The organism is Massilia eurypsychrophila (assembly GCF_002760655.1).
Lineage (GTDB): Bacteria > Pseudomonadota > Gammaproteobacteria > Burkholderiales > Burkholderiaceae_D > JAFCUW01.
Map to the genome: position 1 here is coordinate 173044 of NZ_PDOC01000008.1, position 25894 is coordinate 198937.

A 25894-nucleotide genomic window follows, 5' to 3' on the forward strand; every position below is an offset into this window, starting at 1 on the left:
AAGCGCCATCATGACGAGCTGGGTAGAGGCAAGCTATTCCTGCGCCGACGAGCCGCCCGCATTCCTCGAACCGGAACTCGACCGCCTGTACGGCACCCGGCTGTCATGCCTGCCGCGCTTCAGGCTGCACGGCAGCTGGGACGGTGTGCGCGCCTACGTGGCCAGGCGCGCCGGCGTGGCCGAAGCGGTGTTCCTGTACCGCTTCGAGGGCGGCCGCGCGGTGGTGCTCAACGAAGGCATGACAGTTAGCGACGCGATCGCCAACCGCTTCGCCAGCTACCTGTTTCGCAACCACGACGGCGTGTCGCTCGTCGCGTTTCACTTTGTCGAAACCGGCGCAAGGCAGTTCGCCTTTCCGTCCGTGCGCGCCGCCTGTGGCGAAGACACCGTGCTGGCACTGCCGGCCAGCGTGGCCGCCTACCGCGCGGGCCTGGCCCCAAGCATCCAACGCAGCCTGGACCATCGTCTGCACCGCATCGAGCGCGCCCTGCCCGGCTTTACCTTCACCGTGCTGGAAAAGCAGGACGTGCCGGTGCGCCAGGTGCGCGCACTGATCCGCCTGCACCGGCTCAACATGGCGGCCAAGGGCATGGCGGCGCGCATCGACGACGAGGAGGAACAGCGCATCATTGCGTACGTCGCGCTGTGCGGCTTCGTGTCGATCGCATCGAGCAACGGCAAGGTCTGCGCCGGCGCCATCACGTACCGGCTGGGCAGCAATTTCACGACGCGCATCCTGGCGCACGACCCGGCCCATGCCGGCCTGCGGCTCGGTTTTTCCTGCGCCTACCTGACGATCTGCGAATGCATCGCCGCCGGCAACAGCCGCTACTTCCACTTCGGCTGGGGGCAGCGCGACTACAAGCGCCAGCTCGGCGGCCGCGAGCGCGCCCTGGTCCACCTGTCGCTGTTCCGCTCGCGCCTGCACGTCGCGCGCAACGCCGGCGCCGCCCTCGGCCCATTGCTCGGCGGCTGCGTCTTTCATCTGCGCCGCTCGCTGCTGCTGGCGTCGCATCACGACGGCTGGCTGGTCGCGCGCCTGGCCGATGCGCTGATTGCCGTCGGACGCCGGTTGCGCACCTTGCGCAAGCGTGCGCCCGCGCGCCGCGGCCTGCCTTGATGTGAGGCTCCACGCCGGCGCGTCAGCCGCTGTACTCAAGCCGTTCGAGGTTGCCGTAGCCGTATTTGTAGCCGTAGCCGGACAGGCGCGGCTGGACGTCGTTGAAGACGATGCCGAACGGCGCCACGCCGGCCTGGTTCAGGCGCTTGATCGATTCGGTAATCTCGCGCTCGGTCGAGACGCCGGCGCGCGCCACCAGGAACACCGCGCCGGCGTGGCTGCCGAGCACCAGGGCGTCGGCCAGCGCCAGGATCGGCGGCGAATCGACCAGCACCACGTCGTACTGTGCGCTCACCGACGCCAGCAGCGCGCCGACGCCGGCGTGCATGAAGACGTCCGGGTTGCCGGCCGGCGGGCAGCCGGTCGGGATGAAGTCGAGGTTGGCCAGCACATCGTGGCGGATCGCCTGGCTGATCGGCAAGGCGCCGCCGACCGCTTCGCACAGGCCGCGCTCGCGGGTGGCGCCGAAGTACTGGTGCAGGCGGCCATTGCGCACATCGGCGTCGATCAGCAGCACCCGTTTGCCGCCGGCGGCCATGACGGCGGCAAAGTTGGCCGACACGAACGACTTGCCCAGGCTCGACGTCGGCCCGGCGAACATGATGACGTTGCTGTCGAACTGCGGCATCGAGAACTGCAGCGACGCGCGAAAGCTGCGCAGCGCTTCGACGGCGCCATCGGTGGGCCGCTCCAGCGCCAGCAGCAGCTGGCGGCCGTTGACGGCGCCGCGTTTGTTGAGCTTGGCCTGGGCGTCGCTGTGCGGAATGCTGGCAAATACCACGCGCGAGCCGAGCAGCTGCTCGATGCGCACGGGATCGTCGACTCCGCCACCGAGGTGGCGCCGCAGGACCGCCGCCGCCACGCCGAGCAGCAAGCCGGCGGCCAGGCCGGTGAGCACGATCAGCGCGCGCTGGGGGCGCACCGGCTCGTCGACGACCATCGGCGCGTCGACCATCCGCACATTGCTCGCCTTGCCCACCGAAACGATGCGCAGCTGCTGCGCCGTGTTCGCCAATGCCGTGTACAAGTCAGTATTGACCTTGACCTCGCGGCGCAGGCGCACCGCGTCTTGTTCCAGCAGCGGCAAGGTCTTGATGTGGCGGGCGACGTCGGCCAGTTCGCGGTCGACTTCGCCAAGCTGTCCGCTGACGGCCGCCACCACCGGATGGCGCGCCGTGAAGCGGGTCAGCAGCTCGGTTCGTTTTTGCAGCAGCTCGGAGCGGCGCGCCTTGGCGGCGGCCGCCTGCTGCAGGCTCAGCTTCGCTTCCTCGGCGAAGTCGACGCTGCCGTTGGCCTTGCGAAAGGCGTTGTACTCGCCCTCGGCCTGTTCGACGCGCGCCTTCAGCTTGGGCAGCTGCTGGTCGAGGAAGGCGAGCGACTGGTCCGCCTCTTCGCTCTTGCGCGCCACGTTCTGGCGCATGTACTGGCGGCCGATTTCGAGCAGCAGCTCGTTGACCAGCTCGGCGCTGCCGCCCTCGAGCCTGACGACGATCACGCTGGACTGTTTGCCCTGCTCGGCGATAGCGAGGGAGCGCTGCAGCTGGCGGATGCTCGACATGGCCGAGTTGCGGGTCAGATTGAAGCGGGCGCCGGGCAGGCCGTCGAGGCGCGCCACCAAGAGTTCGAGCGGCCCTTCCGGCGCGGCGGCGCGGATCGCCGTGCCGACCTTGCCGTAGACGACGATGTTGCTGACCGCGTCGTACAGGCTGAAGCGTTCTTCGCCGAGGCTGGTGACGACGAACTTGCGCCGGTACATGGCCGGCGGAACGTTGAACCACGGCACCTCGATCCGTTCGGCGCCCCATACCTTGCCGCCGATGCCGAACAAGCCTGGCTGCGACAACTGCCCCGGGCGCAGGTCGGCCAGCATGCGCCCGACCAGCGGAAAGTGGTCCGGCGCGGCCTCGATGTACAGCTTGAGGCGCTCGACGGCCGAGCCGACCACGGTGCGCGAGCGCAGCAGCTCCATCTCGGCGGTTGCCGCCTTTTTGGTCTCGAACATGGCCGCCGCCTCGGTCAGCGCGTTTTTTGCCGCCGCCGGCGTCGCTTCCTCCACATGGATCAGCATGCTCGCTTCGTACACCGGCCGCGCCAGCAGCGCGTAGGCGCCGGCGGCGAACGTGACCGCCAGCGTGATGGCGACGATCAGGCGCAAGTGGTCGCGCAGCAGTTGCAGCCAGCTGGCCAGTTCGGGCTCGTCGTCCTCCGGCACGGGTGGCGGCATGGCGATGTGCCGGCTGATGGCGCGGCGCCGCGGCAGGCGCATGCGGTAGGAATCGGTCTGGCTTGTCATGGTCGAGCTCGCAACGGTGGGGGCGCGACAGCGCCACATGCCCACGCTAAGGGAGCAGGCCCAACCCCGTTTGTGCTGAGTCAATCGGGCGCGCCCGGTTGAGCGATTAGCGCGTTTGCGCCGCCCCGTGGTTGCGGCGTGCGCGGCCCTTATGCGCCGCTGTTGCGCAGGTCGTCGACCGGCGAATTGCCGAAGCGATCGGCGAGCAGGTAGTCGACCAGCGCGGCGGCGCAGCGGGCCGGCGCGGCCAGCTCGCCGTTGCGCTTGAGTTCGTCGAAACGCTGGCGCAGCGGGAACCGTTCGAGCGCGGTGGCGCGGATTTCGGCTTGCATGCCGGTGTCGATGACGCCTGGCGCCAGGCTGCAGATGCGCAGCTTGCGATTCTGGTCGAGCGCCACCGCGCGCGCGTGCTGGTCGAGCGCGGCCTTGGTGGTGCAGTAGACGCTCCAGCCCGGATAGGCGCTGCGGCCGGCGCCGCTCGACACGTGCAGGATGCGGCAGGCCGCGCGCGGCGCGCAGGCGCCAGCGACGGCGGCAGCGAGCATCATCGGCGCGGCGACGTTGACGGCGATGGCGCGCGCGACGACGCCGGCGTCCTGCAGCGCCAGCGGGCCAACCGGCTGCACGGTGCCGGCATTATTGATCAGCAGGACAGTGTCGCAACCGGCCAGCGACGCCGCCAGCGCCGGGCCGGCCAGCCAGGCGCCGAGGGCGGCGCTGTCGGCCAGGTCGAGTTCGGTTTGCTGCAACAGGTCGGGATAGCGCGCCGCCAGTTGCGCCGCCGCGCCGCGCGCGATGCCGTGCACGGCGACGCCGCGCGCCAGCAGGTCGGCGGCGATGGCGGCGCCGAGACCCTTGCTGTGGCCGGTAAGGATCGCCTTCATCATGGTGGATTTTCCGGTGGTGAGTGAGCGTCAAGTCTACCCCGGAATGCGTGCCGCTTACTGCGCCGGGATCGGCCGGTAGCGGTTGAACATGTCGCGCGCGATGCGCCAGGCGCCGTCGATCTTGCGCCAGGCGATGAAGTAGCGGCCGTCGTCGATGCATTCGCGCTCACCGTTGGGCAGTGCGGCGAACAACTCGTAGCGCCCCACTTCGAGCGCCTGCTGGTCGTCGCCGTCCGCTTCCTGGGTGGTAAAGCGCGCCTCGACGATGCCCTGTTCGATGGCGCCGCCGAAGAACTGGCCGATCGCGGCGCGGCCGTGAAAGGTCGGCAAGCCGTCCGGCATCAGGCAGGCGTCGTCGGTGTAGAGTGCCGCAGCGCGCATCGCATCGCCGGCGCCGAAGGCGGCGGCCAGGCCGTTTTGCGCGCTTTGCAACTCATCTTTCAGGCTCATGGAATTCCCTCGTCAAAAAAGGTCAATCGTTTGGTCCGTCACAGCGTTGCCGATACTACACTAATTTTATTCTTGGCAACATTTATTTCGAGCCGCATTGGCGTGGAATTCACGCGCCGCGCAACGGTCTAACGCCAAGTTGGCTGACGCGAAGGGAGCAAATGATGACCATGACCAAACTCGAGAAATCAACCTGGCAGGCGTATTTCGACAATGTGTCGAAAATCCTCGGCGGCAAGGAGGCCGAAGTCGAGATTTCGTCGCTGAACATCGGCAACCAGATCGAAGCGGAGTGGCTGCCGCTGATGGGCCTGGTGTACGACCCGAAAAGCGATGTCGTCGAGGTCCTGATGGAAGGGCTCGACCACCTGATCCACAAGCCGAGCGAGATCTACATCGATCACGACGCGGTCCGGCTGGTCAGCCTGGAAGTGATCGACGGCGACGGCGTGCGCCAGATCATCAGGCTGCGCGATCCGCTGATGCTGCCGTACTCGGGCGCGATGGGCGGCGCCCAAGCGAGCGGCGCCGGCAACGCGCCGCCCTGACCTGCACCTGGTTAAACGTCGATGACCAGATTGGGGCGGAACGCTTCCTGCTCGCCTTTGCTCGAATAGCCGAGCGGGTTGGCGACGACCCGGCACGCCCAGGCATTGCCGCCGTTGTCGCCTTTGACAACATAGTCGTTCATGCAGTGCAGGTGGCCGTGCATCCAGACCTTGACGAAGGGCAGCAGGTCGTCGAGCGCGTTGCAAAATCCCGCCGTGCCGGCCGTAAGGCCGTAACGCGGGTCCGCGCTCAGCAAGCTGGGGGCGAAATGGGTCACCGCCACGGTGGCGCCGTCGAACGGCGCCGACAGCGCTTCGCGCAGCCAGGCCCGGCATTCCAGCGACATCGCGCGCAGCCCTTCGGCCAGCACCTGCTCGCCGTCCTTCAAGGTGGTGTTCTTGGACAGATAATAGTTAGCGGCGCGAAAGGCCTTCGTCAGCGTCTGCATCTGTTTGGTCATGCTGGCGTCGCGGTCGACCAGCGCCTCGAAATCGGTCCACAGCGTGGTGCCGACGAAACGCACGCCGTCGTGCACGACGACTTCGCGGTCGAGCCAGGTGATGCCGAGGCGCTCGCAGGTGGCGCGCAGGCGGGCGTAGGTGGCGTCGAAGTCGAGCGCGTCGAATTCGTGGTTGCCGGGAACGTACATCACCTTGGCGTCGCCAGCGCCCGGGCGCAGCGGCGAAAAGCGTTCGAGGCCGAAGTCGTCCGACTTCAGGCGCGAGCCGGCCTGGTAGGAGCCGATGTCGCCAGCCAGCACGATGACGTCGACGCCGGCGGCGACATGGGGCTGAAAGTCCGGGTAACGTTCGAGGTGGAGATCCGAGAAAAGCTGTATGCGCATCGACGCAGTATATAAGAGTTAGCCCGAAGAGTTAGCCGCAGGGGCCTGGCCGCAGGGGTCTGACCCGGTTTTAGGGTCAGACCCCGGAGTCCTCGGCGCTTGCGAATCCGGGGTCCGACCCCAACGCCGGGTCAGACCCCTGCTGCCGGTTTTCTGCAAGCGGCCGGGCTCTTTGCTATAGTCTCAGGTCTGCTGGCCACCCCGGCGCCGGCCGCTCAACACTCAAAACCCATGACCACTTCCCGCACGCTCGGTACCCCGCTGTCCCCTTCCGCCACCAAAGTCATGCTGCTCGGCTCCGGTGAACTCGGCAAGGAGGTCATCATCTCGCTGCAGCGGCTCGGCGTCGAAGTCATCGCCGTCGACCGCTATCCGAACGCACCGGGGCACCAGGTGGCGCACCGCGCGCATGTCATCGACATGACCGACGGCGCCGCCCTGGCTGCGCTGATCGAACTGGAACAGCCGGACCTGGTGGTGCCGGAGATCGAGGCGATCGCCACCGGCATGCTGGCAGAACTGGAAGCGGCCGGCAAGATCACCTGCATCCCGACCGCGCGCGCGGCGCTGCTGACGATGAACCGCGAAGGCATCCGCCGCCTCGCCGCCGAAGAACTGGGACTGGCGACGTCGCCGTATCACTTCGCCAGCAGCCTGGCCGAACTGGAACAGGGCTGCGCCGACGTCGGCTTTCCGTGCGTGATCAAGCCGGTCATGTCGTCGTCCGGCAAGGGCCAGTCGAAGGTCGACGGGCCGAGCGAGGTGGCGGCAGCGTGGGCCTACGCCGCAGCCGGCAGCCGGGTCGACGCCGGCCGCGTCATCGTCGAAGGCTTCATCGACTTCGACTACGAAATCACGCTGCTGACGGTGCGCGCGATCGGCGCCGGCGGCCAGGTCGAAACCCAGTTCTGCGAGCCGATCGGCCACCTGCAGGTGCACGGCGACTATGTCGAATCGTGGCAGCCTCAGCCAATGCACCCGGCGGCGCTGCAGCGCGCCCGCGACATCGCCGAGAAGGTCACCGGCAACCTGGGCGGACTCGGTGTGTTCGGCGTGGAACTGTTCGTCAAGGACGACATGGTGTGGTTCTCGGAAGTGAGCCCGCGCCCGCACGACACCGGCATGGTGACGATGTCCACCCAGGTGCAGAGCGAATTCGAGATTCACGCCAAGGCAGTGCTGGGTCTGCCGATCACGGTGGCGATGCGCTCGCCTGGCGCGTCGGCGGTCATTTATGGCCAGCACGACGCCAAGGGCATCGCGTTCGAAGGCGTGGCCGAGGCGCTCAGCGTTCCGGGCACCGACATCCGCCTGTTCGGCAAGCCGGAATCGTTCACCCGCCGGCGCATGGGCGTGGCGCTGGCAACGGCCGACGATGTCGATACCGCGCGCACGCTCGCCAAGGCAGCGGCGGCGAAGGTCAAGCCGGTCGTTCCGCAAGCCTGACCGTCACTCCTCCTTGTGCGCGCATTCGGCCGCGACCAGGTAGCGGCGCATGCGATTCCACCAATCGGCAAGGTTCACCGCAGGCTGATCGTCGGCGCCTGATCCTGCCTCGTCGCTCGCGGCCTGGTTCGCCTTGGCCGGCGTGGCTGCGATGGAGCGCGCGCCGGCGCTGACCGAGGCCAGTCGCCTTCGTCTCGGACGGGTGCGGTCAAGCGCGACGACGCGCATTGCCAGCTCGGTCAACCTGGTTTGAAACAGGCGCATGCCGGGCGGACGGCCGCGCAAGGCGCGCAGGTCAAAGTAGTTGCGCTCGGCGATCAACTTGACCAGGGGATCGCCGCTGGACGCCGGGCTGTCGTCGAGAATCGGACAGGTGATGTAGTGCACCGGCAAGATCAGGTCGTTGCGGCCCAGCTCGGACTCTTTGGCGGCGAACCGTTCGAGTTCATGGCGGCACGCGGCGCTGGTGAAAAAACTCGGCGTGATGATCGGCATGAACAGGGCGCATTCGTCGATTCCAGCGCTGATGCGCCCCCGCCATTCTTGCCCGAACGCGATGTCGGACGTGTCCTGGAAAATGTCGAACTGCCGGCCCAGCAGCGCGCGCACCTCGCCGCTGAGCAGCTTTCGAAACTTCGTCAGCTGTCCACCGTTGTGCTCGTCATCGAAACGGGCGTAGCTCATGAAAGCCGCAGAAGACGTGTCCATGCCAAGGATCCCTCCAATCAATGTCGCAACGGTGTTGCACAGCCGTCAGCTCATCGGCGCAGGCTGCGGGCGCATTAATGATGAGTAACAGTTGGACAAAGCGGACGCGCAAACATTGCGTGCACCGGCGGGCTATATCGTGGGCAAATGATCTTGGTCAACAACGCGGGGACCAGCGCCCTGCCCCGCGGCAGGCGTCATCAGCCTTCGGCAATGCGCTCGATTTGCCTGACCACCGCGTCGTCCGGCAAGCTGTAGACTGGGGCGAAACCGCCGCCGGGCGTACGGAAGTTGGTGGTCTGCCCCTGGTAGACCCGGGCCGAGGTCCATTGCACCTGGCCGGCGTACACGTAGCTGCGGATGTCGAACTTGAGCGAGGTCGCATCGGCGCGTTCGCCGCCGGCGCGCTCGCCGGGCCGCACCAGTGCCTGCGCGATGTAGTCGCCGGCGACGATGTCGCTCCACACGCCCTTGGTCAGCTTGTCGCCGCGGTAGGCGGCGCGCCCGCCGTAGCCGGCCAGCGGCTTGAAGAACAGCTGGCGGCGCTGCGTCCACAGCCGGCCGGCATTTTCTTGCGTCACAAGCTCGGTGGCAGGAATGTTAGCGATGAGCACATCCTGAACGGCCTGCGGGACGCCCAGCGCCTGCAACTGCGCCGCACTCGTCAGTATCGACAGGTTGCGTTTGTTGGCGTACAGCGCGTGGGCCTGCGGGTGCGGGGTCAGCACGACAGCATTGGCCAGGTATGCCGCACGCAACGATGCCGAGGCCGGCAGTTCCAGCAGAAAATCGGTCAGGCGGTTGTACACCAGGTCGATCGCGTTGTCGTCGCACCACAGCGCGCCGTCGCGAAATTCGAACGCGGCGGGGTCGGCGATGACCGCTTTCAACCCGTGGCGCTCAAACAATTGTTGGAACAGCAGGAACTCAGGATAAAGATACTGGTCCTCGGGATGCGCATCGACGATCGCGACCGTGGCGAGCGCCTTGCCGCGGTGCGACGCCGCCCACTCGGCGCGAAACATCGCCACGATGGCGTCTTCGAGCCCGGCACCCGACTCCACCGACGCGGCCATCTGCGCGTCGGTGGAGCAGCATGCACGGTGTGCCTTGGCCATCGCCGCGTTGAGCATGGCGCCGCCCGCATTGGTGTTTATTTCGATCAAGCCCACCGAGTCGTCGCGCAAGTGAAAGTCGTAGCCGAAGAACACGCCCCTGGCGCCGCCGGGGTCGTGTCTGGCAATCTGCGGCGCATGTTCGAGCACGAACTGGCGATAAGCCGGCATGGCGATCACCGATTCGATCGCGTCGATGACGTCGGCGATGCGCCTGGTTTGGGTCTCGGCGATAAACACCGGCCGCGACGAGAACAGAAAGGGGCAGCGCTCGGTGACGAGCTCGAACACTTTTGCGTCGCCAAGTTCGGTCGACAAGGCGGCGCGCAGCGCGCCAACATCGAGACTGCTGCAAAAACATCCACTATTGAGCTGCTCGGCGAGCACCAGTCCGGAAGCGCCTTGTCCGCCGGAGGGAACGCCACACCTGCTGTCGAAATTTTTCACGTACTGTCCATATTCTGGCTGAAGTACCCTCATCCTGCCCTATTTTTTCGTTCCGCGCAGGCGCAGCGCGTTGCCGATGACCGATACCGAGCTCAGGCTCATCGCCAGCGCCGCGCCAATCGGCGACAGCAGCTGGCCGTTGATGGGATAGAGCACGCCGGCGGCAAGCGGAATGCCTAGTGCGTTATAGATGAACGCGAAGCCCAGGTTCTGCCACATGTTCTTCACGGTGGCGACCGAGATGCGGTGCGCCACCGCGATACCGCGCAAGTCGCCTTTCACCAAGGTCAGGTGGGCGCTGTGGATGGCCACATCGGTGCCGGTGCCCATGGCGATGCCGACATTGGCCTTGGCCAGGGCCGGCGCATCGTTGATGCCGTCGCCCGCCATGGCGACAATTTTTCCCTGCTGCTGCAGTTTCTCCACCAGCGCAAGCTTGTCGTGCGGCTTGACCTCGCCGTAATACTCGTCGATGCCCAGTTTGGCAGCCACCGACCTGGCCGTCGTCACGCCATCCCCGGTGGCCATCACTACCGAAATTCCCATCGCCCTCAGTTCGGCCAGCGCCTCGCCGGTGGTCGCCTTGATGGGATCGGAAACGGCCAGCAGCCCCACCAGGCGGCCGTCAGAGGACAGATACATGACGCTGGCGCCTTCCGCGCGCAAGGGCTCAGCCTGCTGTTCCAGCGGCCGCCAGTCGACTCCCTCGGACTCCATCAGCGCCGTGTTGCCGAGCGCGACACTGGCGCCGCCAACCACGCCACGCACGCCGATGCCGCTGGCCGACTCGAAGCGCTCCGGCCGGGTCAACGCCAGGCCCTGCTGGTTGGCCGCGTCGACGATCGCGCGCGCCAGTGGATGCTCGCTGCCCTGGTCGATGCTGGCGGCAAGCTGCAATACAGCTTCGTCGCTGCAGCCGGGCGCCGCGGCGACACTGCTGATAGGCCGGCCGGCCTTCGGTCAGCGTGCCGGTCTTGTCGACGATCAGCGTATCGATCTTGCGCAAGTCCTCGATGGCGGCGGCATCGCGAAACAGCACGCCCGAGGTGGCGGCGCGTCCGGTGGCCGCCATCACCGACATCGGCGTGGCAAGCCCGAGGGCGCAGGGGCAGGCAATGATCAGCACGGCGACCGCGTTGACGAAGCCAAACACCCAGCTTGGCTGCGGCCCGTAGAAGCCCCATGCAAGCAAGGTCAGCAGCGCGATGGCGGCAACCGCCACGACGAAATAGCCGGCCACCACGTCGGCCAGGCGCTGCATCGGCGCGCGCGAGCGCTGCGCCTGGGCGACCAGCTGCACGATCTGCGACAGCACGGTGTCGGCGCCGATCAGGCGCTCGCCGGCGCGCTTGGTGACCGGGAGCGGCTCGCCCGTCAGCATCGATTCGTCGACCGCGCTTTCGCCCTCCGTGACGACGCCGTCGACCGGCACTTTCTCGCCAGGGCGCACGCGCAGCGCATCGCCGATGTGAACGTGGGCCAGCGCTATGTCCTCTTCGACGCCGTCCGCGCCGATGCGGCGCGCCGTCTTGGGGGCAAGCCCGAGCAGCGATTTGATCGCGGCCGACGTCTGCGACCTGGCGCGCAGCTCGAGTATCTGGCCCAGCAGCGTGAGCGAAACGATGACCGCGGCAGCTTCGAAATACACGCCGACCCGGCCGTTGGTGGCGAAGGTGGGCGGGCACCAGCCGGGCGCCAGGACGGCGGCCACGCTATATCCGTACGCGGCGAGGACGCCCGAGCCAATCAAGGTCCACATGTTGGGGCTGAGCCGGACGATGGAGTGCGCCCAGCGCACCAGGAACGGCCAGCCTGCCCGGATGACGACAGGCGTGCTGAGGGCAAGTTCTATCCAGTTTTGCCCGGGAATGCCTTGGTGAAAAAGCAGGTGGCCAAACATTGCCAGCGCAAACAGGAGCGCCGTCATCGGCAGCGTCCACCAGAAGCGCCGGCGGAAATCGATCAGTTCGGGATTCTCTTCTTCTTCCAGCGATGGCATCTCGGGCTCGAGCGCCATGCCGCATATCGGGCAGCTTCCAGGCGCCGGCTGCCGGATCTGCGGATGCATCGGGCACGTGTACATCGTGCCCTCCGCCGGCGCCGCGGCCGGGGGTGCGGCGCCGCCAGTTGGGTGCGAACGGGGCGCGCTCGTGGTGCTGGTGGAGGTGGTGCTCGGCCTCGCGCGGTTTCACAAGAGATCCTCCCAGGTCGCTATAACGCTGCGATCACCAGCTTCACCGCGTCATGCGCCGCCGCCCATCCGGACGTCACCAGCGCGGGGCGGCACTGAGCGCACTCGACGAAAGGGTTGCAGTCGTGCTCGAGTATGAAGTAGTGCGCGCCGACGGTTGGTTTGCCGACATACGAATCGACCTTGCCTGTTGTCGTCTTGCCGGCGCCGGCCACCGGTGCGGGTACGGCAGCGTCATCGGCCCACCATTGTTCGAACGGCGCGGCGTCCGCACCGTCGGGCACGTACCATGCCTTGCGCTGGGCGTTCCAGCGTGCGCCCAGCGATTTCGCCTGATCCTTTTCCGCATACGGCACTTTCAACATCTTCATTTGCTTCACTCCGTTTGTCGATGTCACGCAGTCTAGCGCACGTCCCACAGAATTGTTGGCTGAACGCAGCCGCTGGCCCGATCTTTGGCGAATCGATCATGCCTGTAACGGAAGAATGGCGAAAGGGAAACGCGTCATACCCATTAATCCGGGTGCCCTGCGCAAGGGCTGGGAATGCGTTACTATCGCACGCTCAGCCTTACCCTTGCTCGACGATGCCGTGCCCTGCACGCGCGCAACTCGCCCGCCGGAGGATTCGCTCCTCTGCGCCGCTCCTTGCAATCCAATCTATCTGACGAAGCCCTTGCGGGCGCTTTTACATGTTTTCGATCATCCTGAATGTTATCGGTTCACTGCTTCACCTTTATGTAGCAAGCAGGCTTTACAAAATCGGCCCGATCCGCGACCGCGTTTCACTAAGCGCGTGGTGGCTTGGGGCCGGTGCGATCTGGCTGTTGTATATCGCCGGCATCCAGCTCGGCGACGAAGCGCTCGACTGGCGCTGGTGGCCGGGGCAGTTCGCGATGACGTGGATCGGCATCCAGTTCGTGATGACGCTGTGCCTGCTCGTGGCCGATATTGTCACCGGCTTCGGACTGTGGTGGCGCACCCTGGCGCCGCGTCTTATCGCTGTCGCCGCCGCTGCCGGTGTCATCCTGAGTGGCTTCGGCATCTACCAGGCCATGCGCGCGCCCGGCGTTGTCGAACACGAGCTGGTGCTCAAGGATCTGCCGGCCGCGCTCGATGGCACGGTGCTCGTCGCCATCACCGACCTTCACCTCGGCGCCCAGCGCCGTTCTGGGTGGATGCAGCAGCGGGTCGAACAGATCAACGAGATCGCGCCGGCCGCCGTCCTCATGGTCGGCGACCAGGTCGAGGACAATCCGATTGGCGACGCCCAGCTCGCGGCCGTGCTGCTAGGTTTCAAGGCGCCGATGGGCGTGTGGGCGGTGACCGGCAATCACGAGTTCTACGGTGCTGTCGACACCACGATCGCCGAGTTCGAGGCCGGCGGCGTGCGCTGGCTGCGCGACAAAAAGGTGGAACTGGCACCGGGCCTGGTGCTCGCGGGGCTCGAGGACATTGGCAGCACCATGCGCCGTGACGGTAACTATATGGGCGGACTCGACGCGCTGCTGCCGGGGCCGCCGACGAACACGGCCACCATTCTGATGTCGCATATTCCGGCCCCTCCGCTGGTCGACAACGCTGCGGCAAAGGGTGTCGACCTGATGCTGTCCGGGCACACGCACGGCGGCCAGATCTGGCCATTCGGTTACCTGGTCAAGCGTCAATTTCCTCTGCTGGTAGGGGCGCACAAGGTCGCCGACATGACGCTGGTGATCAGCCGCGGCGCCGGCAGCTGGGGGCCACGCATGCGCCTGTGGCAACCGGGAGAAATTCTGACGCTGACGCTGCGCTCGGCCCAGTTCACTGGACGAGGCGCTTCGCAAGTCGCTAGCGTTGCAAAGCAATGAACCAGGCCTCATCGACAAACTACCCGTTGTAGCACTCCCTGGCTGGCCCGTGGGCAAGCTAACGCGCACCGACCGATGCGATTACAATGAAAGACCCAAGTCTTCCCGAAGGAGTTACACCATGGATGAGAAAGGCTTCAAGATCGACATCGGCCTATCCGATGAAAGTCGCGCCAGCATTGCCGCCGGCCTGTCCGGCTTGCTCGCTGACAGCTATACCCTTTACCTGATGACCCACAATTTCCACTGGAACGTCAAAGGGCCGATGTTCAACAGCCTGCACCAGATGTTCATGACGCAGTACACCGAACAATGGACTGCGTTAGACCTGATCGCAGAACGTATTCGTGCGCTGGGCTATCCCGCGCCGGGAACCTATTCCGAATTCGTCAAGCTGGCGACGATCAAGGAAGTCGAGGGAGTGCCAAAGGCCATGGAGATGGTGCGGCACCTGGTCACCGCCCAAGAGGCGACCGCCCGAACTGCACGCAAGCTGTTGCCTTTGGTCAATGATGCAGACGACCAACCGACCGCCGACTTGTTGGCGCAGCGCCTGGACGTGCACGAAAAAACCGCCTGGATGCTGCGCAGCCTGCTGGAAGAGTAAAAGTTCAAACGACGGGACGAAAAAAACCACGATTGTCTCGTGGTTTTTTTGTGTTCTGGCGCCGCGACCTGGAGTCGAACCAGGGACGCGCGGAATAACAGTCAGATTTTCAGCTCATCAGCCCGAGACGGCTGCGCGCGGCGGCCAGCAGGGCCGCATCGTAGGGATGCAGGTTTTCGAGGAACAGCATCTCGGCCTGTGCCGGGTCGTCCAGGCACATTTCGAGCATCACTGGGCCATCGTCCTCGACGCCGAGAAACTCCTTGCTCCAGCGGTTTTTGCGATGGGTGCGCAACACTTCGCAGCCCAGCTCCGCCAGCGGCACTGCAACGCCGGCGGCCACTGCCGCCAACTGCCATTCATCCCAGAATTCCACTTTTTTCGCGAGATCGTTCATCGTCGTCCATATCAATAATACTGCAAAAGAAAAAAGGGCCACATCTCGCGACGTAGCCCTGTATTCTGGCTCCCCGACCTGGACTCGAACCAGGGACCTGCGGATTAACAGTCCGTCGCTCTACCAACTGAGCTATCAGGGAAAAGAGCGCGCATTATAGCTTGCCGGCGCGGCGAATGACTAGCCCTCGTGCAATCAGGCGGCCGCGCTGTGTGTGCGTGCCGCAAGTGCGCGTACGACCGCATCGACGAACACGGCGGGCTGGTCCACGTACAGCGCGATGCGCCGCTTGCTGATGTCGCGCGGCGAGCCGAACGCCGTGACGGCGAGCGCCGTCTCGCCCGTCAGCTCGATCAGCACGTTCGGCCGCTCGCCGGGCGAGATTGTCCACAACTGCGCATCGGCAACCTGATCGACGCCACCGCCGAGCACGCTGCAGCGCGCGATGTCGGCGAGCGCAACCGCGCCGGAGCCACGCATGCCGGCGTCGAGGATCAACTGCCCCTCGTCGATACGGTGGCCGCCCTCCTTCAGCCGGCGGCGCCAGCCGAAGATCCAGATTTCAGCGTACAGCAGCGCAAAGCCGGCGCCGCCGAACCACAGCAGGCGCGGCCAGAAACCGCTGATCCACGTTGGCAGGAACGTGACGGCCACAGCGGCCAACATGGCCACCAGCATCAGCGCTGCCATCCACACGACGGCGCTGTGCGGCCCGCCGGCCACGGAAAACTCGCCGCCCGGCACCAGCGGCCTGGCGGTGATGGTTCGCCAGGCACCGCGGTAGGCCAGCTTCTCCATCTGATAGAAGCCGCGGCTCCACGGTGGCATTGATGCCGTCGTCAGCTGGTCGAGAGTTTTGATGTTCACGCCGCTCTGCGGGTGCGTGCGAACGTTCGCGTAGCCGCGCTTGATCGCCATCGCCAGGCGCAGCACCACCCACGCGGTCAGCAGCCACCCGGCCGCGTCCCACACCGTTGCGCCGCCGGTCTCGGCCACCTTGTGGCGCACCAGATAGCCGAGGCCGACGACAACAACTGCCTGGATGACGTTCCTGACGATGCGCGCCTTCTTTGATTTCATATATTTCCGATGGACAATGAAACACCCATCTGGGGCGCGATAGCAATTAGGCAAGTAGGCAGGCGAAAAAAAGCCACGATCGTCTCGTGGCCGCTGTTGAACTTGCTGGGGTCAGGTCTGACATTCGGACATTTTCGGATCGAAATGTCCGAATGTCAGACCTGACCCCAGCGTTTTTAGGCGTTGCGGATCAGGGGTTGCTCGGCGGCGCCATGTCGGACGGTTCGTGGTTGCCGCCCGTTTCGGGCACGCCCAGGCCGGTCTTGCCGGCACTGCCCTGCTGGCCGTGGGTGTCGATCGGGCCGCGCGTCGTGGTCGTGGCCGCCGTGCCGGCGCCTTCAGCCGCTTCGTCGCGGTCCCTGTCCTCGGCGTGCGGCGATGGGGCGTCGCTGTTGGTGTCTTCCAGGCTGCGCGTCATATGGGCGCCGCCGCTGCCGCCACTGTCGCGTTGCGAGCCGTCGTGTTGCTGCGGCATGCCCTGGCTATCATTTTCGGGGCCGACCCCGACCGAGGCGTCACCAGGGTGACCTCCTGCTGCATTGTGCGTTCCCATGGCGATTCCTTTCACATTGTCGATGCACGGCGTGCAAGTGTGGAAGAAGGCTAACAGGAATGGGAAATAAACGGCGGACGAAAAAAAACCACGATTTCTCGTGGTTCTTTCTGTGTTCTGGCTCCCCGACCTGGACTCGAACCAGGGACCTGCGGATTAACAGTCCGTCGCTCTACCAACTGAGCTATCAGGGAAAAGAGGCAACATTATATATTCCCGAAACCGCCCTGTCAAACTTCTGACTACTCCGCGACGACTACTGCAATATGGCTCTGCTGCTCTTTCGAATCGCTGTTTCCGGCGATCCGAAGAAGCAAGATCTTAAAGGACTTTCGCAATCGCGTCAATGACGAGATCAATATTTTTGGAGTTCAGCGCAGCGACGCAAATGCGGCCGGTGTCGACCGCGTAGATCGATTCGTCGCGCAGTTTGCCGACCTGCTCCTTGGTCAGGCCCGAGTACGAAAACATGCCGACCTGCTCGCGGACGAATTCGAAATCGCGCCCTGGCGCCTTTTCCTTCAGCTTGCGCACCAGCTCGCCGCGCATCTCCTTGATGCGCACGCGCATTCCGGCCAGCTCGTCTTCCCACAGCTGGCGCAGTTCCGGCGTGCCGAGCACGGTGGCGACGACCTTGCCGCCATGCAGCGGCGGGTTCGAGTAGTTGGTGCGCACCACGCGCTTGAGCTGCGACATCACGCGGCCGGCCTCTTCGGCACTGGCAGCGACGACGCTGAGGGCGCCGACGCGCTCGCCGTACAGCGAGAACGACTTCGAGAACGAGTTCGACACCAGCAGCGCGCCGCCGGCCGCGGCGAAGCGGCGCACCACGCCGCCGTCTTCGGCAATGCCGGCGCCAAAGCCCTGATAGGCCATGTCGAGGAAGGGAATCAGGCCGCCGGCGATGACCGCCTCGATAACCTGGTCCCATTGCGCGGAAGTGATGTCGGCGCCGGTCGGATTGTGGCAGCAGGCGTGCAGCACGACGATCGAGCTGGCCGGCATGGCCTTGAGCGACGCGAGCATGCCGTCGAAATCGACGCCGTGGGTGGCTGCGTCGTAGTATTTGTAGTTACCGACCGTGAAACCGGCGCTTTCGAACAGGGCGCGGTGGTTTTCCCAGCTTGGGTCGCTGATGAATACCTGCGCGCCTTCGGGGGCGAAACGCTTGAGGAAATCGGCGCCGATCTTCAGCGCGCCGGTACCGCCCACCGCCTGCACCGTCACCGCGCGCTTCTCTTGAATAATGGCGCTGTCGGCCCCAAATACGAGCTCCTGCACCGCCTTGTCGTACGCGGCCAAACCTTCGATCGGCAGATAGGTGCGCGGCGACTGCTGTTCTATCATCAGGGCCTCGGCCTTGCGCACACACGCCAGCAGCGGAACCTTGCCGTTGTCGTCATAATAGACGCCGACGCCGAGGTTGATTTTCGCTGGATTGGTATCGGCATTGAAGGCTTCGGTAATCCCCAGGATCGGATCGCGCGGGGCCATGGCAATGGTACTGAAGATACTGGCGGGTGCTGTAGAAGTCATCGTGGTTTAAACTTGATAATCGGCTGGTTCGCAGCAGGGTTGTATAGACAGCGCCCCAGTGAACTGCGGGGGTCGCAAGCGGACTCCCATTCTAACAAAGGTCTGAAAGTATGGCAGAACTATCCCTCGCAAATGACCCGGCGCCGACCGTGATCACCTTCCCCGATTCGCCATTCAAGCTGCATCAGCCGTTTGCGCCGGCCGGCGATCAGCCGACCGCGATCGCCGGCCTGGTCGAAGGCATCAACGATGGCTTGTCGTTCCAGACCCTGCTCGGGGTGACCGGATCGGGCAAGACATACACGATGGCGAACGTGATCGCGCAGTGCGGCCGGCCGGCGATCGTATTCGCGCCGAACAAGACGCTGGCGGCGCAGCTGTATGCGGAATTTCGCGAGTTCTTCCCGCAGAACGCCGTCGAGTATTTCGTCAGTTACTACGATTACTATCAGCCGGAAGCGTACGTGCCGCAGCGCGATCTGTTCATCGAAAAGGACTCGTCGATCAACGAGCATATCGAGCAGATGCGCCTGTCGTGCACCAAGTCGCTGATGGAGCGGCGCGACGTGATTATCGTCGCCACCGTGTCGGCCATTTACGGTATCGGTAATCCGAGCGAATATCACCAGATGATTCTGACCTTGCGCGCCAAAGACAAGGTCGCGCAGCGCGACGTGATCGCGCGCCTGATCCAGATGCAGTACACGCGCAATGAAGTCGACTTCGGCCGCGGCACCTTCCGCGTGCGCGGCGACACCATCGACATCTTCCCGGCCGAGCATGCCGAGCTGGCCATCCGCGTCGAGATGTTCGACGACGAGATTGAGTCGCTGCAGCTGTTCGACCCGCTGACCGGGCGCGTGCGCCAGAAGATTCCGCGCTTTACGGTGTACCCGGGCTCGCACTACGTCACCCCGCGCAGCACCGTGCTGCGGGCAATCGAATCGATCAAGCTGGAACTGCGCGACCGGCTCGAGTATTTCCGCAAGGAGAACAAGCTGATCGAAGAGCAGCGCCTCGAGCAGCGCACCCGCTTCGACCTCGAGATGATGGCCGAGATCGGCTTTACCAAGGGCATCGAGAACTATTCGCGCCACCTGTCCGGCGCCATGCCGGGCGAGCCGCCGCCGACGCTGGTCGACTACCTGCCGAAGGACGCGCTGATGTTCCTCGACGAGTCGCACGTGCTGGTCGGCCAGCTCAACGCGATGTACAACGGCGACCGTTCGCGCAAGACCAACCTGGTCGACTACGGCTTCCGCCTGCCGTCGGCACTGGATAACCGGCCGCTCAAGTTCGAGGAATTCGAGGGCAAGCTGCGCCAGACCGTGTTCGTCTCGGCCACGCCGGCCGACTATGAAAAAACGCACGCCGACAATGTTGTCGAGCAGGTGGTGCGGCCGACCGGCCTGGTCGACCCGCAGATCATCGTGCGGCCGGCGATGACGCAGGTCGACGACCTGATGTCGGAAATTCAGGACCGCGTCAAGAAGGACGAGCGGGTGCTGGTGACGACCCTGACCAAGCGCATGGCCGAGCAGCTGACCGAATATCTGTCCGACCATGGCATCAAGGTGCGCTACCTGCACAGCGACATCGAGACGGTGGAGCGGGTCGAGATTCTGCGCGACCTGCGGCTGGGCACCTTCGACGTGCTGGTCGGCATCAACCTGCTGCGCGAGGGCCTCGACTTGCCGGAGGTGTCGCTGGTGGCCATTCTCGATGCCGACAAGGAAGGCTTCCTGCGCTCGGAGCGCAGCCTGATCCAGACGATCGGGCGCGCCGCGCGTAACCTCAACGGTGTGGCGATCCTGTATGGCGACAAGGTGACCGACTCGATGCGCCTGGCGATCGACGAAACCGAACGCCGGCGCACCAAGCAGATCGCCTACAACCTCGAGCGCGGCATCACGCCGATCGGCATCAAGAAGGCGATCCGCGACATGATCGACGGCGTGTACAGCCCTCAGCAGGCGCGCGAGACGCTCGGCGCCGAGGCCGAGACCGCCAAGATCGAGTCGATGAGCGAGAAACAGATCAGCAAGGAAATCAAGCGGCTCGAGAAGCTGATGGTCGATCACGCGCGCAATCTGGAGTTCGAGAAAGCGGCGCAGGTGCGCGATCAGTTGCACGTACTCAAGCAGCAGGCGTTCGGCGCGCCGGGTACCGACAACGTCGTGTCGATGCTGGGCAAGTAAGCCTGCGCGCCGGTACTTTCTGCAAACGCAACGCTACACGGTAAACTTCTCCGACCAGCGTGGGCCGCGCCGGCGCCGGCTGCCCAACAGCGCTAGCCCAGCCACGACCATCATCCATGCATGCGGCTCCGGCACGGCCAAGGCGATCGGATCGAGCAGGACATTGGTGCACAGCCCGTCCCTGCAGGCCAGCGCCAGGATCTGGTCAGCATCATTGATGTCTTTTGCCGACACGATCGTCCAACCCAGCGCCGGGTCGATCAAGGTGTTGATGTCCACCATGCCGGCGCTGCCGTACAGGAATCCATGCGAGTCGAAGGGCAAGTCGAAGTTCCATTCCGATGCGCCGACCACGATGCCGTCATTGTTCAGCCCTAGCGCGCTGGCGCGGATGCCGGTGCCGAGAAAGCCGAGGTCGGCCATCACGACGCCATCAAACAGGAAGGCATGCCCCTCGCCGGATTTGAAATCGGCCGTTGTCTCCGCCATGCCGACCACCTGGCCGACCTCGTTGATGTCGTACGCTTCGCTGATCAAGCCGCCAAGGCCGCCAAGATCGCGCAGCTCCCCGTCCTGAAAGACGATCGCGGTCCTGGTCGGATTGATGAAGTCGGTCGAATCGATGGTGGCGATACCGGCCGCCTGGCCCTGGTTGTTGATCGCCGAGGCGCGGCTCCAGTCGCCACCCAGCGTCGGTATGATGCGCACGATGCCATCGCTGTAGACGAAGCCGCGCGCTCTTTCGCCGGGCCCATAGAAAGCATTGCCGGTTGCCTGGCCGGCATCGTTGAGCGCGGAAACGTAGTTGAAGTCCCAGATCCCGAGCCGGCCGATATTGCGCAGCGCGTCGGATGAATAGAGATAGCCATCGCCTTCCCAGCCCAGGCCGATGTGACCGCGGTTGTTGATCGCCGTGCCGAAGCTGCCGGGCGCCAGCGCACTGATGTCGCGCGTGCCAGCCGTTGTCCAGATCGCGGCGGCGTTGTTGAACGTGCCGACTACCTGGCCGGCGTTGTTGATATTGACCGCCTGGAAATCGGCCGGCAAGAAGCGCAGCGTGTAGACCGGATCGGCCAACGCGGCCAGCGGGCTGGCCAGCAAGGCCAGCAGCAGCGGACGGGCTGCTTGCCTGCGCTTGCGCCATGCCAGCAGGCCCAGACCGGCGATCAGCATTGCCCAGGCGCCAGGTTCGGGCACCGGCGGCATCAGGTCGAGCCGCACGGCGCGGCACTCGAAAGTGTCGCCCAGGCACGCCCTGCCCAGGATCTGGCGCTGGTCGTTGATGTCGGTAGCCGACACGATGCGCCAGCCGGACGCCGGATCGATCAGCGCGTTCAGGTCGACCATCGCGCCGTCGTCGTACAGGAAGGCGTGGTAGTCGAAACCGGCGCCGCTGCTGACATCGGACATGCCGACCGCCGCGCCCGCATTGTTCAGGCCGAAAGCGCGGCCGGAACTGCCGCCAAGCGAGCCAAGGTTGACCATGCCGGCGCCGTCGGTAAACAGGAAGGGCCGCTCCTCGCCGGCGCTGGTGGTACTCGACCAGCCGGCAACCTGGTCGCCCTCGTTGATGTCATTGCCTTCGCTGACTGGCCCGCCCAATGTGCCAAGGCTGCGCACCGTGCCGAGGAAATCGTAGATGAATGCATGACGCGGCGGGTCGCTCAAGTCGCCACCACCGAACAGTACGCTGGCGAAACCGGTGACCTGCCCGGCGTTGTTGATGGCGTTGCCGAAATCCTGATAACCGCCGAAGGCGAGAATCGGGGCGAAGCCGCCGTCGACGTAGACGAACGCGCGCGTCTCGGCGCCTCCGAACAGGCGCACCGTTCCCGACACACGCCGGCTGTCGCTGATGCCGGTGGCCCAATTGCGCCCGTTGGACGCGTCGATCGGCTCGAGCACGCCGGCCGAATAGATGAACCCCTGGGTGCCGAGGCGGCCCGCCACGTCGCCGTGGTTGTTGATGGCCAGCCCCTCGGCGCCGGGCAGGAAGTAGGCAACCGAGGTCGGGCTCCACACCGCCGCGCCGCCGCCGGCGCTGCCGACCACCTGGCCGGCGTTGTTGATGGCGGACGCGTAAAAGCCGTCGGGCAGCAACGTCAGCGTGTAGATGGGGTCGGCAACTGCCGCCAGCGGTGCGGCCAGCAGCGGCAGCAGCAGCTTGCGTAAAAGGTTTCGGATAGACATGAGGTTCCCCGTCGATGGCAGATATCCAATCATGTTGGAACTGCCACGCCGGAGTGTGCGCTAGGTCAGCCGTGTTCAAGAAGCTTTGAAAACTGCTGGCCGCGCACGGCAAGGCCCGCTGACGACCGTCCGGCGCCACGCCTTAGCGACGGTCGGGGTCCGGCAGCGGATCCTCGCCCGGATGGTAGGGGCCCGCGCAGGCGTCGATTTCGGCGCGCTGCTGCGCCGCGCGGGCGCGCCGGCGCGCCGTAAAGCCGCGCAGCAGGACATAGAACACGGGCGTGAGGAAGATGCCGAAGGCGGTCACGCCGAGCATGCCGGAAAACACGGCGATGCCCATCGCGCGGCGCATCTCGGCGCCGGCGCCGCTGCTGACGATCAGCGGCGTGACGCCGGCGCAAAACGCGATCGACGTCATCAGGATCGGCCGCAGCCGCAGTCGCGCCGCCTCCACCGTCGCTGCCAGCGTCTCCCTGCCCTGCTCTTCCAGGTCTTTGGCAAACTCGACAATCAGGATGGCGTTCTTGCAGGCCAACCCGACCAGCACCACCAGCGCGACCTGGGTGAAGATGTTCAGGTCGCCCGGCTGGTGGAACCACGGCAGGCTCGAAATCCACACCCCCAGCAGCGCCGACAAGATGCACATCGGCACGATCAGCACGATGGCCAGCGGCAAGGTCCAGCTTTCGTACTGCGCCGCCAGCACCAGGATCACCAGCACCAGGGACAAAATGAGCACCGCCGCCAGGGTCGGGATGGCGATGTTGGCGCCCGGAATGTGGACGTCGCGCGTCAGGCGGTCCTGGTACGTCAGCTCGGTCCACTCGTAGCTCATGCCGCGCGGCAGCGTGCCGGCCAGCAGGCGCTCGATCTCGGCTTCGGCCTGGCCGCTCGAAAAGCCCGGCTTGGCCGCGCCGTTGATGTCGGCCGACGGGATGCCGTTGTAGCGCGTCACGCGGGTCGGGCCGAAGGTGTCCTCGACCTTCATCAGCGCGCCCAGCGGCACCATCTGGCCGGCGCTGTTGCGCGTCTCGATCCTGGTGATGGCGGCGGCGTCGGCGCGAAACGGCGCATCGGCCTGCACGATGACCTGGTAAGTCTTGCCGAAGCGCGAAAAGTCGTTGACGTACAGCGAACCGAGGTTGATCTGCATGGCGTCGTAGATGTCGCCCAGCGCCACCCCCATCTGCTTGGCCTTGGTGCGGTCGATGTCGGCCAGCAGCTGCGGCACATTGATGTCGTAGGACGAATACGGCGTGACGATCGGCGATTTTGGATTGGCGTAAATCTGCCCGAGCGCGCCCCACACGGCGCCGTACAGCGCCTGCTCGCCGAGGCCGGCGCGGTCCTGCACCTGCAGCTTGAAGCCGCCGGCGGTGCCGACTCCTTCGACCGGCGGCGGCGGCACGACGAACATGCGCGCGCCCTCGATCTGCTGGATGGCGCCATTGACCTTGCCGAGGATCGCCTCCTTGCTCAGGTCGGCGCTGGTGCGCTCCTCGAACGGCGCCAGGCCGAAAAACACCAGGCCCTCGTTGGGCGCGGCCGAAAAACCGGCGATCGACAGGCCCGGAAAGGCCACCGCATCGATGATGCCTGGCACCTTCAAGGCGATGTCGCCCATGCGCCGGATCACCGCGTCGGTGCGCTGCAGCGAGGCGCCGGCCGGCAGCTGGGCAATGCCGATCAGGTACTGCTTGTCCGGCGACGGCACGAAGCCGGACGGCGTGCGGGCGAACATGAAGGCGGTCGCCGCCAGCAGCAGCACATACAGCAGCAGCACCGGCGCCTTGCGCGCGAGCATGTGCACGACGCCGCGCTGGTAGCTGTCGCTGGCGTGGTGAAACTTGTGGTTGAACCAGTTGAAGAAGCGGCCGAACACGCGGTCGAGTCCGCGCGTGAAGCGGTCCTTCGGCGCGTCGTGCGGCCGCAGCAGGATGGCCGACAGCGCCGGCGACAAGGTCAGCGAATTGAACGCCGAGATCAAGGTCGAAATCGTGATCGTCACCGCGAACTGGCGGTAGAACTGGCCCGACAGCCCCGGCACGAACGACAGCGGCACGAACACCGCGCACAGCACCAGGGCGATGGCGATGATCGGCCCGCTCACTTCCTGCATCGCCTTGACGGTGGCGGCGCGCGGGGTCAGGCCGTTTTCAATATTGCGTTCGACGTTTTCCACCACCACGATGGCGTCGTCGACGACGATGCCGATCGCCAGCACCATGCCGAACAAGGTCAGCGTGTTGATCGAAAAACCAAGCGCGAGCAGCACGCCGAAGGTGCCGACGATCGACACGGGCACCGCGAGCAGCGGAATGATCGACGCGCGCCAGGTCTGCAGGAACAGAATCACCACCAGCACCACCAGCAGCACCGCCTCGAGCAAGGTGGCCACCACCTTCTCGATCGACGTCTGCACGAAGCGGGTCGGATCGTAGACGATGTCGTAGGTGACGCCCTGCGGGAAGTTCTTGCTGACGCGCGCCATGACTTCGCGCACGTCGGCCGACAGCGCCAGCGCGTTGCTGCCGGGCGCCTGGAAGATGGCGATGGCGGCCGCTTCCTTGTTGTTGAGCAGGCTGCGCAGCGCATATGTGCTGGCGCTCATTTCGACGCGGCCGACGTCCTTGATGCGCACCACCGACCCGCTGGCCGGATCGGCGCGCACGATGATGTCGGCAAATTCCTCCACCGTCGACAAGCGCCCCTTGGTGTTGATCGGCAGCTGGAATTCGCTGCCGGTGGGCGCCGGCGGCGCGCCGACCACGCCGGCGGCGACCTGGGCGTTCTGTTCGCGGATGGCGGCGACGACCTCGTTGGCCGACATGCGGCGCGCCGCCAGCTGCTGCGGATTGAGCCAGATGCGCATCGCGTAGTCGCCGGCGCCGAACAGCAGCACGCTGCCCATGCCGGTAATGCGCTGCAGCTCGTCGCGCACCTGCAGCTGGCCGTAGTTGCGCAGGTAGAGCGCATCGTGACTGTTGTCGGGGCTGAGCAGGTGCACCACCATCGTCAGGTTCGGCGCCTGCTTCTCGGTGGTGACGCCGATCTGGCGGACGATGTCGGGCAGGCGCGGCAGCGCGCGGCTGATGCGGTTCTGCACCGACGTTTCGGCCACCTCCGGATCGGTGCCGATGCGGAAGGTGACGGTCAGGTTCATGCCGCCGTCGGACGTCGACTGGCTTTCGAAGTACAGCAGGTTGTCGATGCCACTGATTTGTTCTTCGAGCGGGGTGGCGACGGTTTCGGAAATGACGCGCGGATTGGCGCCGGGGAACTGTGCGCGCACCACTACCTGCGGCGGCGCGACGTCGGGATATTCGGATACGGGCAGTATGAAGATCGACATCGCGCCGACGATGAAGATGAAGATCGAAATCACCGTTGCAAAGCGCGGCCGGTCGATGAACTTGCTGGCGATATCCATCGGC

The 25894-nt window shown here is 65.4% G+C and carries 19 protein-coding genes, 3 tRNA genes and 1 pseudogene; 6 read left to right on the forward strand and 17 right to left on the reverse strand.

The genetic code is table 11. The features are described 5' to 3' along the window. Positions 1–10: 10 nt before the first annotated feature. Positions 11–1120 (forward strand): GNAT family N-acetyltransferase, encoded by a 1110-nt coding sequence (locus CR105_RS14940; RefSeq protein ID WP_099789382.1) that lies wholly within the window; start codon positions 11–13, stop codon positions 1118–1120. Between the two features lie 22 nt (positions 1121–1142). Here CR105_RS14940 and CR105_RS14945 read toward each other — a convergent pair whose 3' ends face one another. The 3 genes from CR105_RS14945 to CR105_RS14955 all read right to left on the reverse strand — a co-directional run bounded on the left by CR105_RS14945 (position 1143) and on the right by CR105_RS14955 (position 4750). Beyond that, positions 1143–3413, reverse strand: a complete 2271-nt coding sequence (locus CR105_RS14945; RefSeq protein ID WP_180288205.1) for a polysaccharide biosynthesis tyrosine autokinase — start codon at positions 3411–3413, stop codon at positions 1143–1145. Positions 3414–3562: 149 nt separating this feature from the next. After that, positions 3563–4300 carry an SDR family oxidoreductase gene (locus CR105_RS14950; protein ID WP_099789388.1) on the reverse strand — a complete coding sequence of 246 codons (738 nt, stop codon included), beginning with the start codon at positions 4298–4300 and terminating at the stop codon, positions 3563–3565. 54 nt (positions 4301–4354) lie between these two features. After that, positions 4355–4750 (reverse strand): YybH family protein, encoded by a 396-nt coding sequence (locus tag CR105_RS14955; RefSeq protein ID WP_099789391.1) that lies wholly within the window; start codon positions 4748–4750, stop codon positions 4355–4357. A gap of 164 nt (positions 4751–4914) precedes the next feature. On the opposite strand from CR105_RS14955, the gene CR105_RS14960 reads away from it, so the two are divergent. After that, a complete protein-coding gene (locus CR105_RS14960) occupies positions 4915–5298 on the forward strand; it encodes a DUF5335 domain-containing protein (RefSeq protein ID WP_099789494.1) in 384 nt (127 codons plus the stop codon). Positions 5299–5309: 11 nt separating this feature from the next. Here CR105_RS14960 and CR105_RS14965 read toward each other — a convergent pair whose 3' ends face one another. Next, entirely contained in the window at positions 5310–6143 is an 834-nt protein-coding gene (locus CR105_RS14965) for a metallophosphoesterase (RefSeq protein ID WP_099789393.1), read from the reverse strand. 231 nt (positions 6144–6374) lie between these two features. On the opposite strand from CR105_RS14965, the gene purT reads away from it, so the two are divergent. Continuing rightward, positions 6375–7589, forward strand: a complete 1215-nt coding sequence (purT, locus tag CR105_RS14970; RefSeq protein WP_099789396.1) for a formate-dependent phosphoribosylglycinamide formyltransferase — start codon at positions 6375–6377, stop codon at positions 7587–7589. 3 nt (positions 7590–7592) lie between these two features. Here the strand turns inward: purT and CR105_RS14975 are convergent, their stop codons facing one another. The 4 genes and pseudogenes from CR105_RS14975 to CR105_RS14990 all read right to left on the reverse strand — a co-directional run bounded on the left by CR105_RS14975 (position 7593) and on the right by CR105_RS14990 (position 12421). Beyond that, positions 7593–8297 carry a toll/interleukin-1 receptor domain-containing protein gene (locus tag CR105_RS14975; RefSeq protein WP_099789399.1) on the reverse strand — a complete coding sequence of 235 codons (705 nt, stop codon included), beginning with the start codon at positions 8295–8297 and terminating at the stop codon, positions 7593–7595. Positions 8298–8497: 200 nt separating this feature from the next. Next, positions 8498–9859: a hypothetical protein gene (locus tag CR105_RS14980; protein WP_099789402.1), complete on the reverse strand. Its 1362-nt coding sequence runs from the start codon at positions 9857–9859 to the stop codon at positions 8498–8500. A gap of 39 nt (positions 9860–9898) precedes the next feature. Then, a pseudogene (locus CR105_RS14985) lies at positions 9899–11927 on the reverse strand (copper-transporting P-type ATPase). Positions 11928–12070: 143 nt separating this feature from the next. Then, positions 12071–12421 carry a DUF5710 domain-containing protein gene (locus CR105_RS14990; RefSeq protein WP_099789405.1) on the reverse strand — a complete coding sequence of 117 codons (351 nt, stop codon included), beginning with the start codon at positions 12419–12421 and terminating at the stop codon, positions 12071–12073. A gap of 455 nt (positions 12422–12876) precedes the next feature. Here CR105_RS14990 and CR105_RS14995 point away from each other — a divergent pair, with 455 nt between their 5' ends. Next, complete coding sequence (locus tag CR105_RS14995) at positions 12877–13899, forward strand: metallophosphoesterase (RefSeq protein ID WP_229413953.1); 1023 nt, start codon at positions 12877–12879, stop codon at positions 13897–13899. Positions 13900–14020: 121 nt separating this feature from the next. Next, complete coding sequence (locus CR105_RS15000; RefSeq protein WP_099789411.1) at positions 14021–14506, forward strand: Dps family protein; 486 nt, start codon at positions 14021–14023, stop codon at positions 14504–14506. Positions 14507–14562: 56 nt separating this feature from the next. On the opposite strand, the gene CR105_RS28365 is transcribed toward CR105_RS15000, so the two are convergent. The 7 genes from CR105_RS28365 to CR105_RS15030 all read right to left on the reverse strand — a co-directional run bounded on the left by CR105_RS28365 (position 14563) and on the right by CR105_RS15030 (position 18072). Beyond that, positions 14563–14648: transfer RNA gene (locus tag CR105_RS28365), tRNA-OTHER, on the reverse strand. Then, a complete protein-coding gene (locus CR105_RS15005) occupies positions 14616–14903 on the reverse strand; it encodes a hypothetical protein (RefSeq protein ID WP_099789413.1) in 288 nt (95 codons plus the stop codon). The genes CR105_RS28365 and CR105_RS15005 overlap by 33 nt, the downstream gene beginning before the upstream one ends. 66 nt (positions 14904–14969) lie before the next feature. After that, positions 14970–15045: transfer RNA gene (locus CR105_RS15010), tRNA-Asn, on the reverse strand. A 53-nt stretch (positions 15046–15098) separates the two neighbouring features. Further along, positions 15099–15983: a hypothetical protein gene (locus tag CR105_RS15015; RefSeq protein ID WP_099789416.1), complete on the reverse strand. Its 885-nt coding sequence runs from the start codon at positions 15981–15983 to the stop codon at positions 15099–15101. Between the two features lie 190 nt (positions 15984–16173). Continuing rightward, on the reverse strand, positions 16174–16536 hold the full coding sequence (locus CR105_RS15020; RefSeq protein WP_131021717.1) for a hypothetical protein: 363 nt from the start codon (positions 16534–16536) through the stop codon (positions 16174–16176). Between the two features lie 118 nt (positions 16537–16654). After that, positions 16655–16730, reverse strand: a tRNA-Asn gene (locus CR105_RS15025). Between the two features lie 127 nt (positions 16731–16857). After that, on the reverse strand, positions 16858–18072 hold the full coding sequence (locus CR105_RS15030; RefSeq protein ID WP_180288206.1) for an amino acid aminotransferase: 1215 nt from the start codon (positions 18070–18072) through the stop codon (positions 16858–16860). Positions 18073–18182: 110 nt separating this feature from the next. Between CR105_RS15030 and uvrB the strand changes: the two genes are divergently transcribed. Next, positions 18183–20270 (forward strand): excinuclease ABC subunit UvrB, encoded by a 2088-nt coding sequence (gene uvrB / locus CR105_RS15035; protein WP_099789422.1) that lies wholly within the window; start codon positions 18183–18185, stop codon positions 20268–20270. A 33-nt stretch (positions 20271–20303) separates the two neighbouring features. On the opposite strand, the gene CR105_RS15040 is transcribed toward uvrB, so the two are convergent. Together CR105_RS15040 and CR105_RS15045 are read right to left on the reverse strand one after the other, a co-directional pair. Then, positions 20304–22460 (reverse strand): PEP-CTERM sorting domain-containing protein, encoded by a 2157-nt coding sequence (locus CR105_RS15040; protein ID WP_180288207.1) that lies wholly within the window; start codon positions 22458–22460, stop codon positions 20304–20306. 142 nt (positions 22461–22602) lie between these two features. After that, positions 22603–25890, reverse strand: a complete 3288-nt coding sequence (locus tag CR105_RS15045) for an efflux RND transporter permease subunit (protein ID WP_099789428.1) — start codon at positions 25888–25890, stop codon at positions 22603–22605. Positions 25891–25894 lie beyond the last annotated feature (4 nt).

Bases quoted from the DNA above. Each gene is read 5' to 3' on its own strand.
- CR105_RS14940 (WP_099789382.1), top strand. From the start codon at position 11: ATGACGAGCTGGGTAGAGGCAAGCTATTCCTGCGCCGACGAGCCGCCC.
- CR105_RS14945 (WP_180288205.1), bottom strand. From the start codon at position 3,413: ATGACAAGCCAGACCGATTCCTACCGCATGCGCCTGCCGCGGCGCCGC.
- CR105_RS14950 (WP_099789388.1), bottom strand. From the start codon at position 4,300: ATGATGAAGGCGATCCTTACCGGCCACAGCAAGGGTCTCGGCGCCGCC.
- CR105_RS14955 (WP_099789391.1), bottom strand. From the start codon at position 4,750: ATGAGCCTGAAAGATGAGTTGCAAAGCGCGCAAAACGGCCTGGCCGCC.
- CR105_RS14960 (WP_099789494.1), top strand. From the start codon at position 4,915: ATGACCATGACCAAACTCGAGAAATCAACCTGGCAGGCGTATTTCGAC.
- CR105_RS14965 (WP_099789393.1), bottom strand. From the start codon at position 6,143: ATGCGCATACAGCTTTTCTCGGATCTCCACCTCGAACGTTACCCGGAC.
- purT (WP_099789396.1), top strand. From the start codon at position 6,375: ATGACCACTTCCCGCACGCTCGGTACCCCGCTGTCCCCTTCCGCCACC.
- CR105_RS14975 (WP_099789399.1), bottom strand. From the start codon at position 8,297: ATGGACACGTCTTCTGCGGCTTTCATGAGCTACGCCCGTTTCGATGAC.
- CR105_RS14990 (WP_099789405.1), bottom strand. From the start codon at position 12,421: ATGAAGATGTTGAAAGTGCCGTATGCGGAAAAGGATCAGGCGAAATCG.
- CR105_RS15000 (WP_099789411.1), top strand. From the start codon at position 14,021: ATGGATGAGAAAGGCTTCAAGATCGACATCGGCCTATCCGATGAAAGT.
- CR105_RS15005 (WP_099789413.1), bottom strand. From the start codon at position 14,903: ATGAACGATCTCGCGAAAAAAGTGGAATTCTGGGATGAATGGCAGTTG.
- CR105_RS15015 (WP_099789416.1), bottom strand. From the start codon at position 15,983: ATGAAATCAAAGAAGGCGCGCATCGTCAGGAACGTCATCCAGGCAGTT.
- CR105_RS15020 (WP_131021717.1), bottom strand. From the start codon at position 16,536: ATGGGAACGCACAATGCAGCAGGAGGTCACCCTGGTGACGCCTCGGTC.
- CR105_RS15030 (WP_180288206.1), bottom strand. From the start codon at position 18,072: ATGACTTCTACAGCACCCGCCAGTATCTTCAGTACCATTGCCATGGCC.
- uvrB (WP_099789422.1), top strand. From the start codon at position 18,183: ATGGCAGAACTATCCCTCGCAAATGACCCGGCGCCGACCGTGATCACC.
- CR105_RS15040 (WP_180288207.1), bottom strand. From the start codon at position 22,460: ATGTCTATCCGAAACCTTTTACGCAAGCTGCTGCTGCCGCTGCTGGCC.
- CR105_RS15045 (WP_099789428.1), bottom strand. From the start codon at position 25,890: ATGGATATCGCCAGCAAGTTCATCGACCGGCCGCGCTTTGCAACGGTG.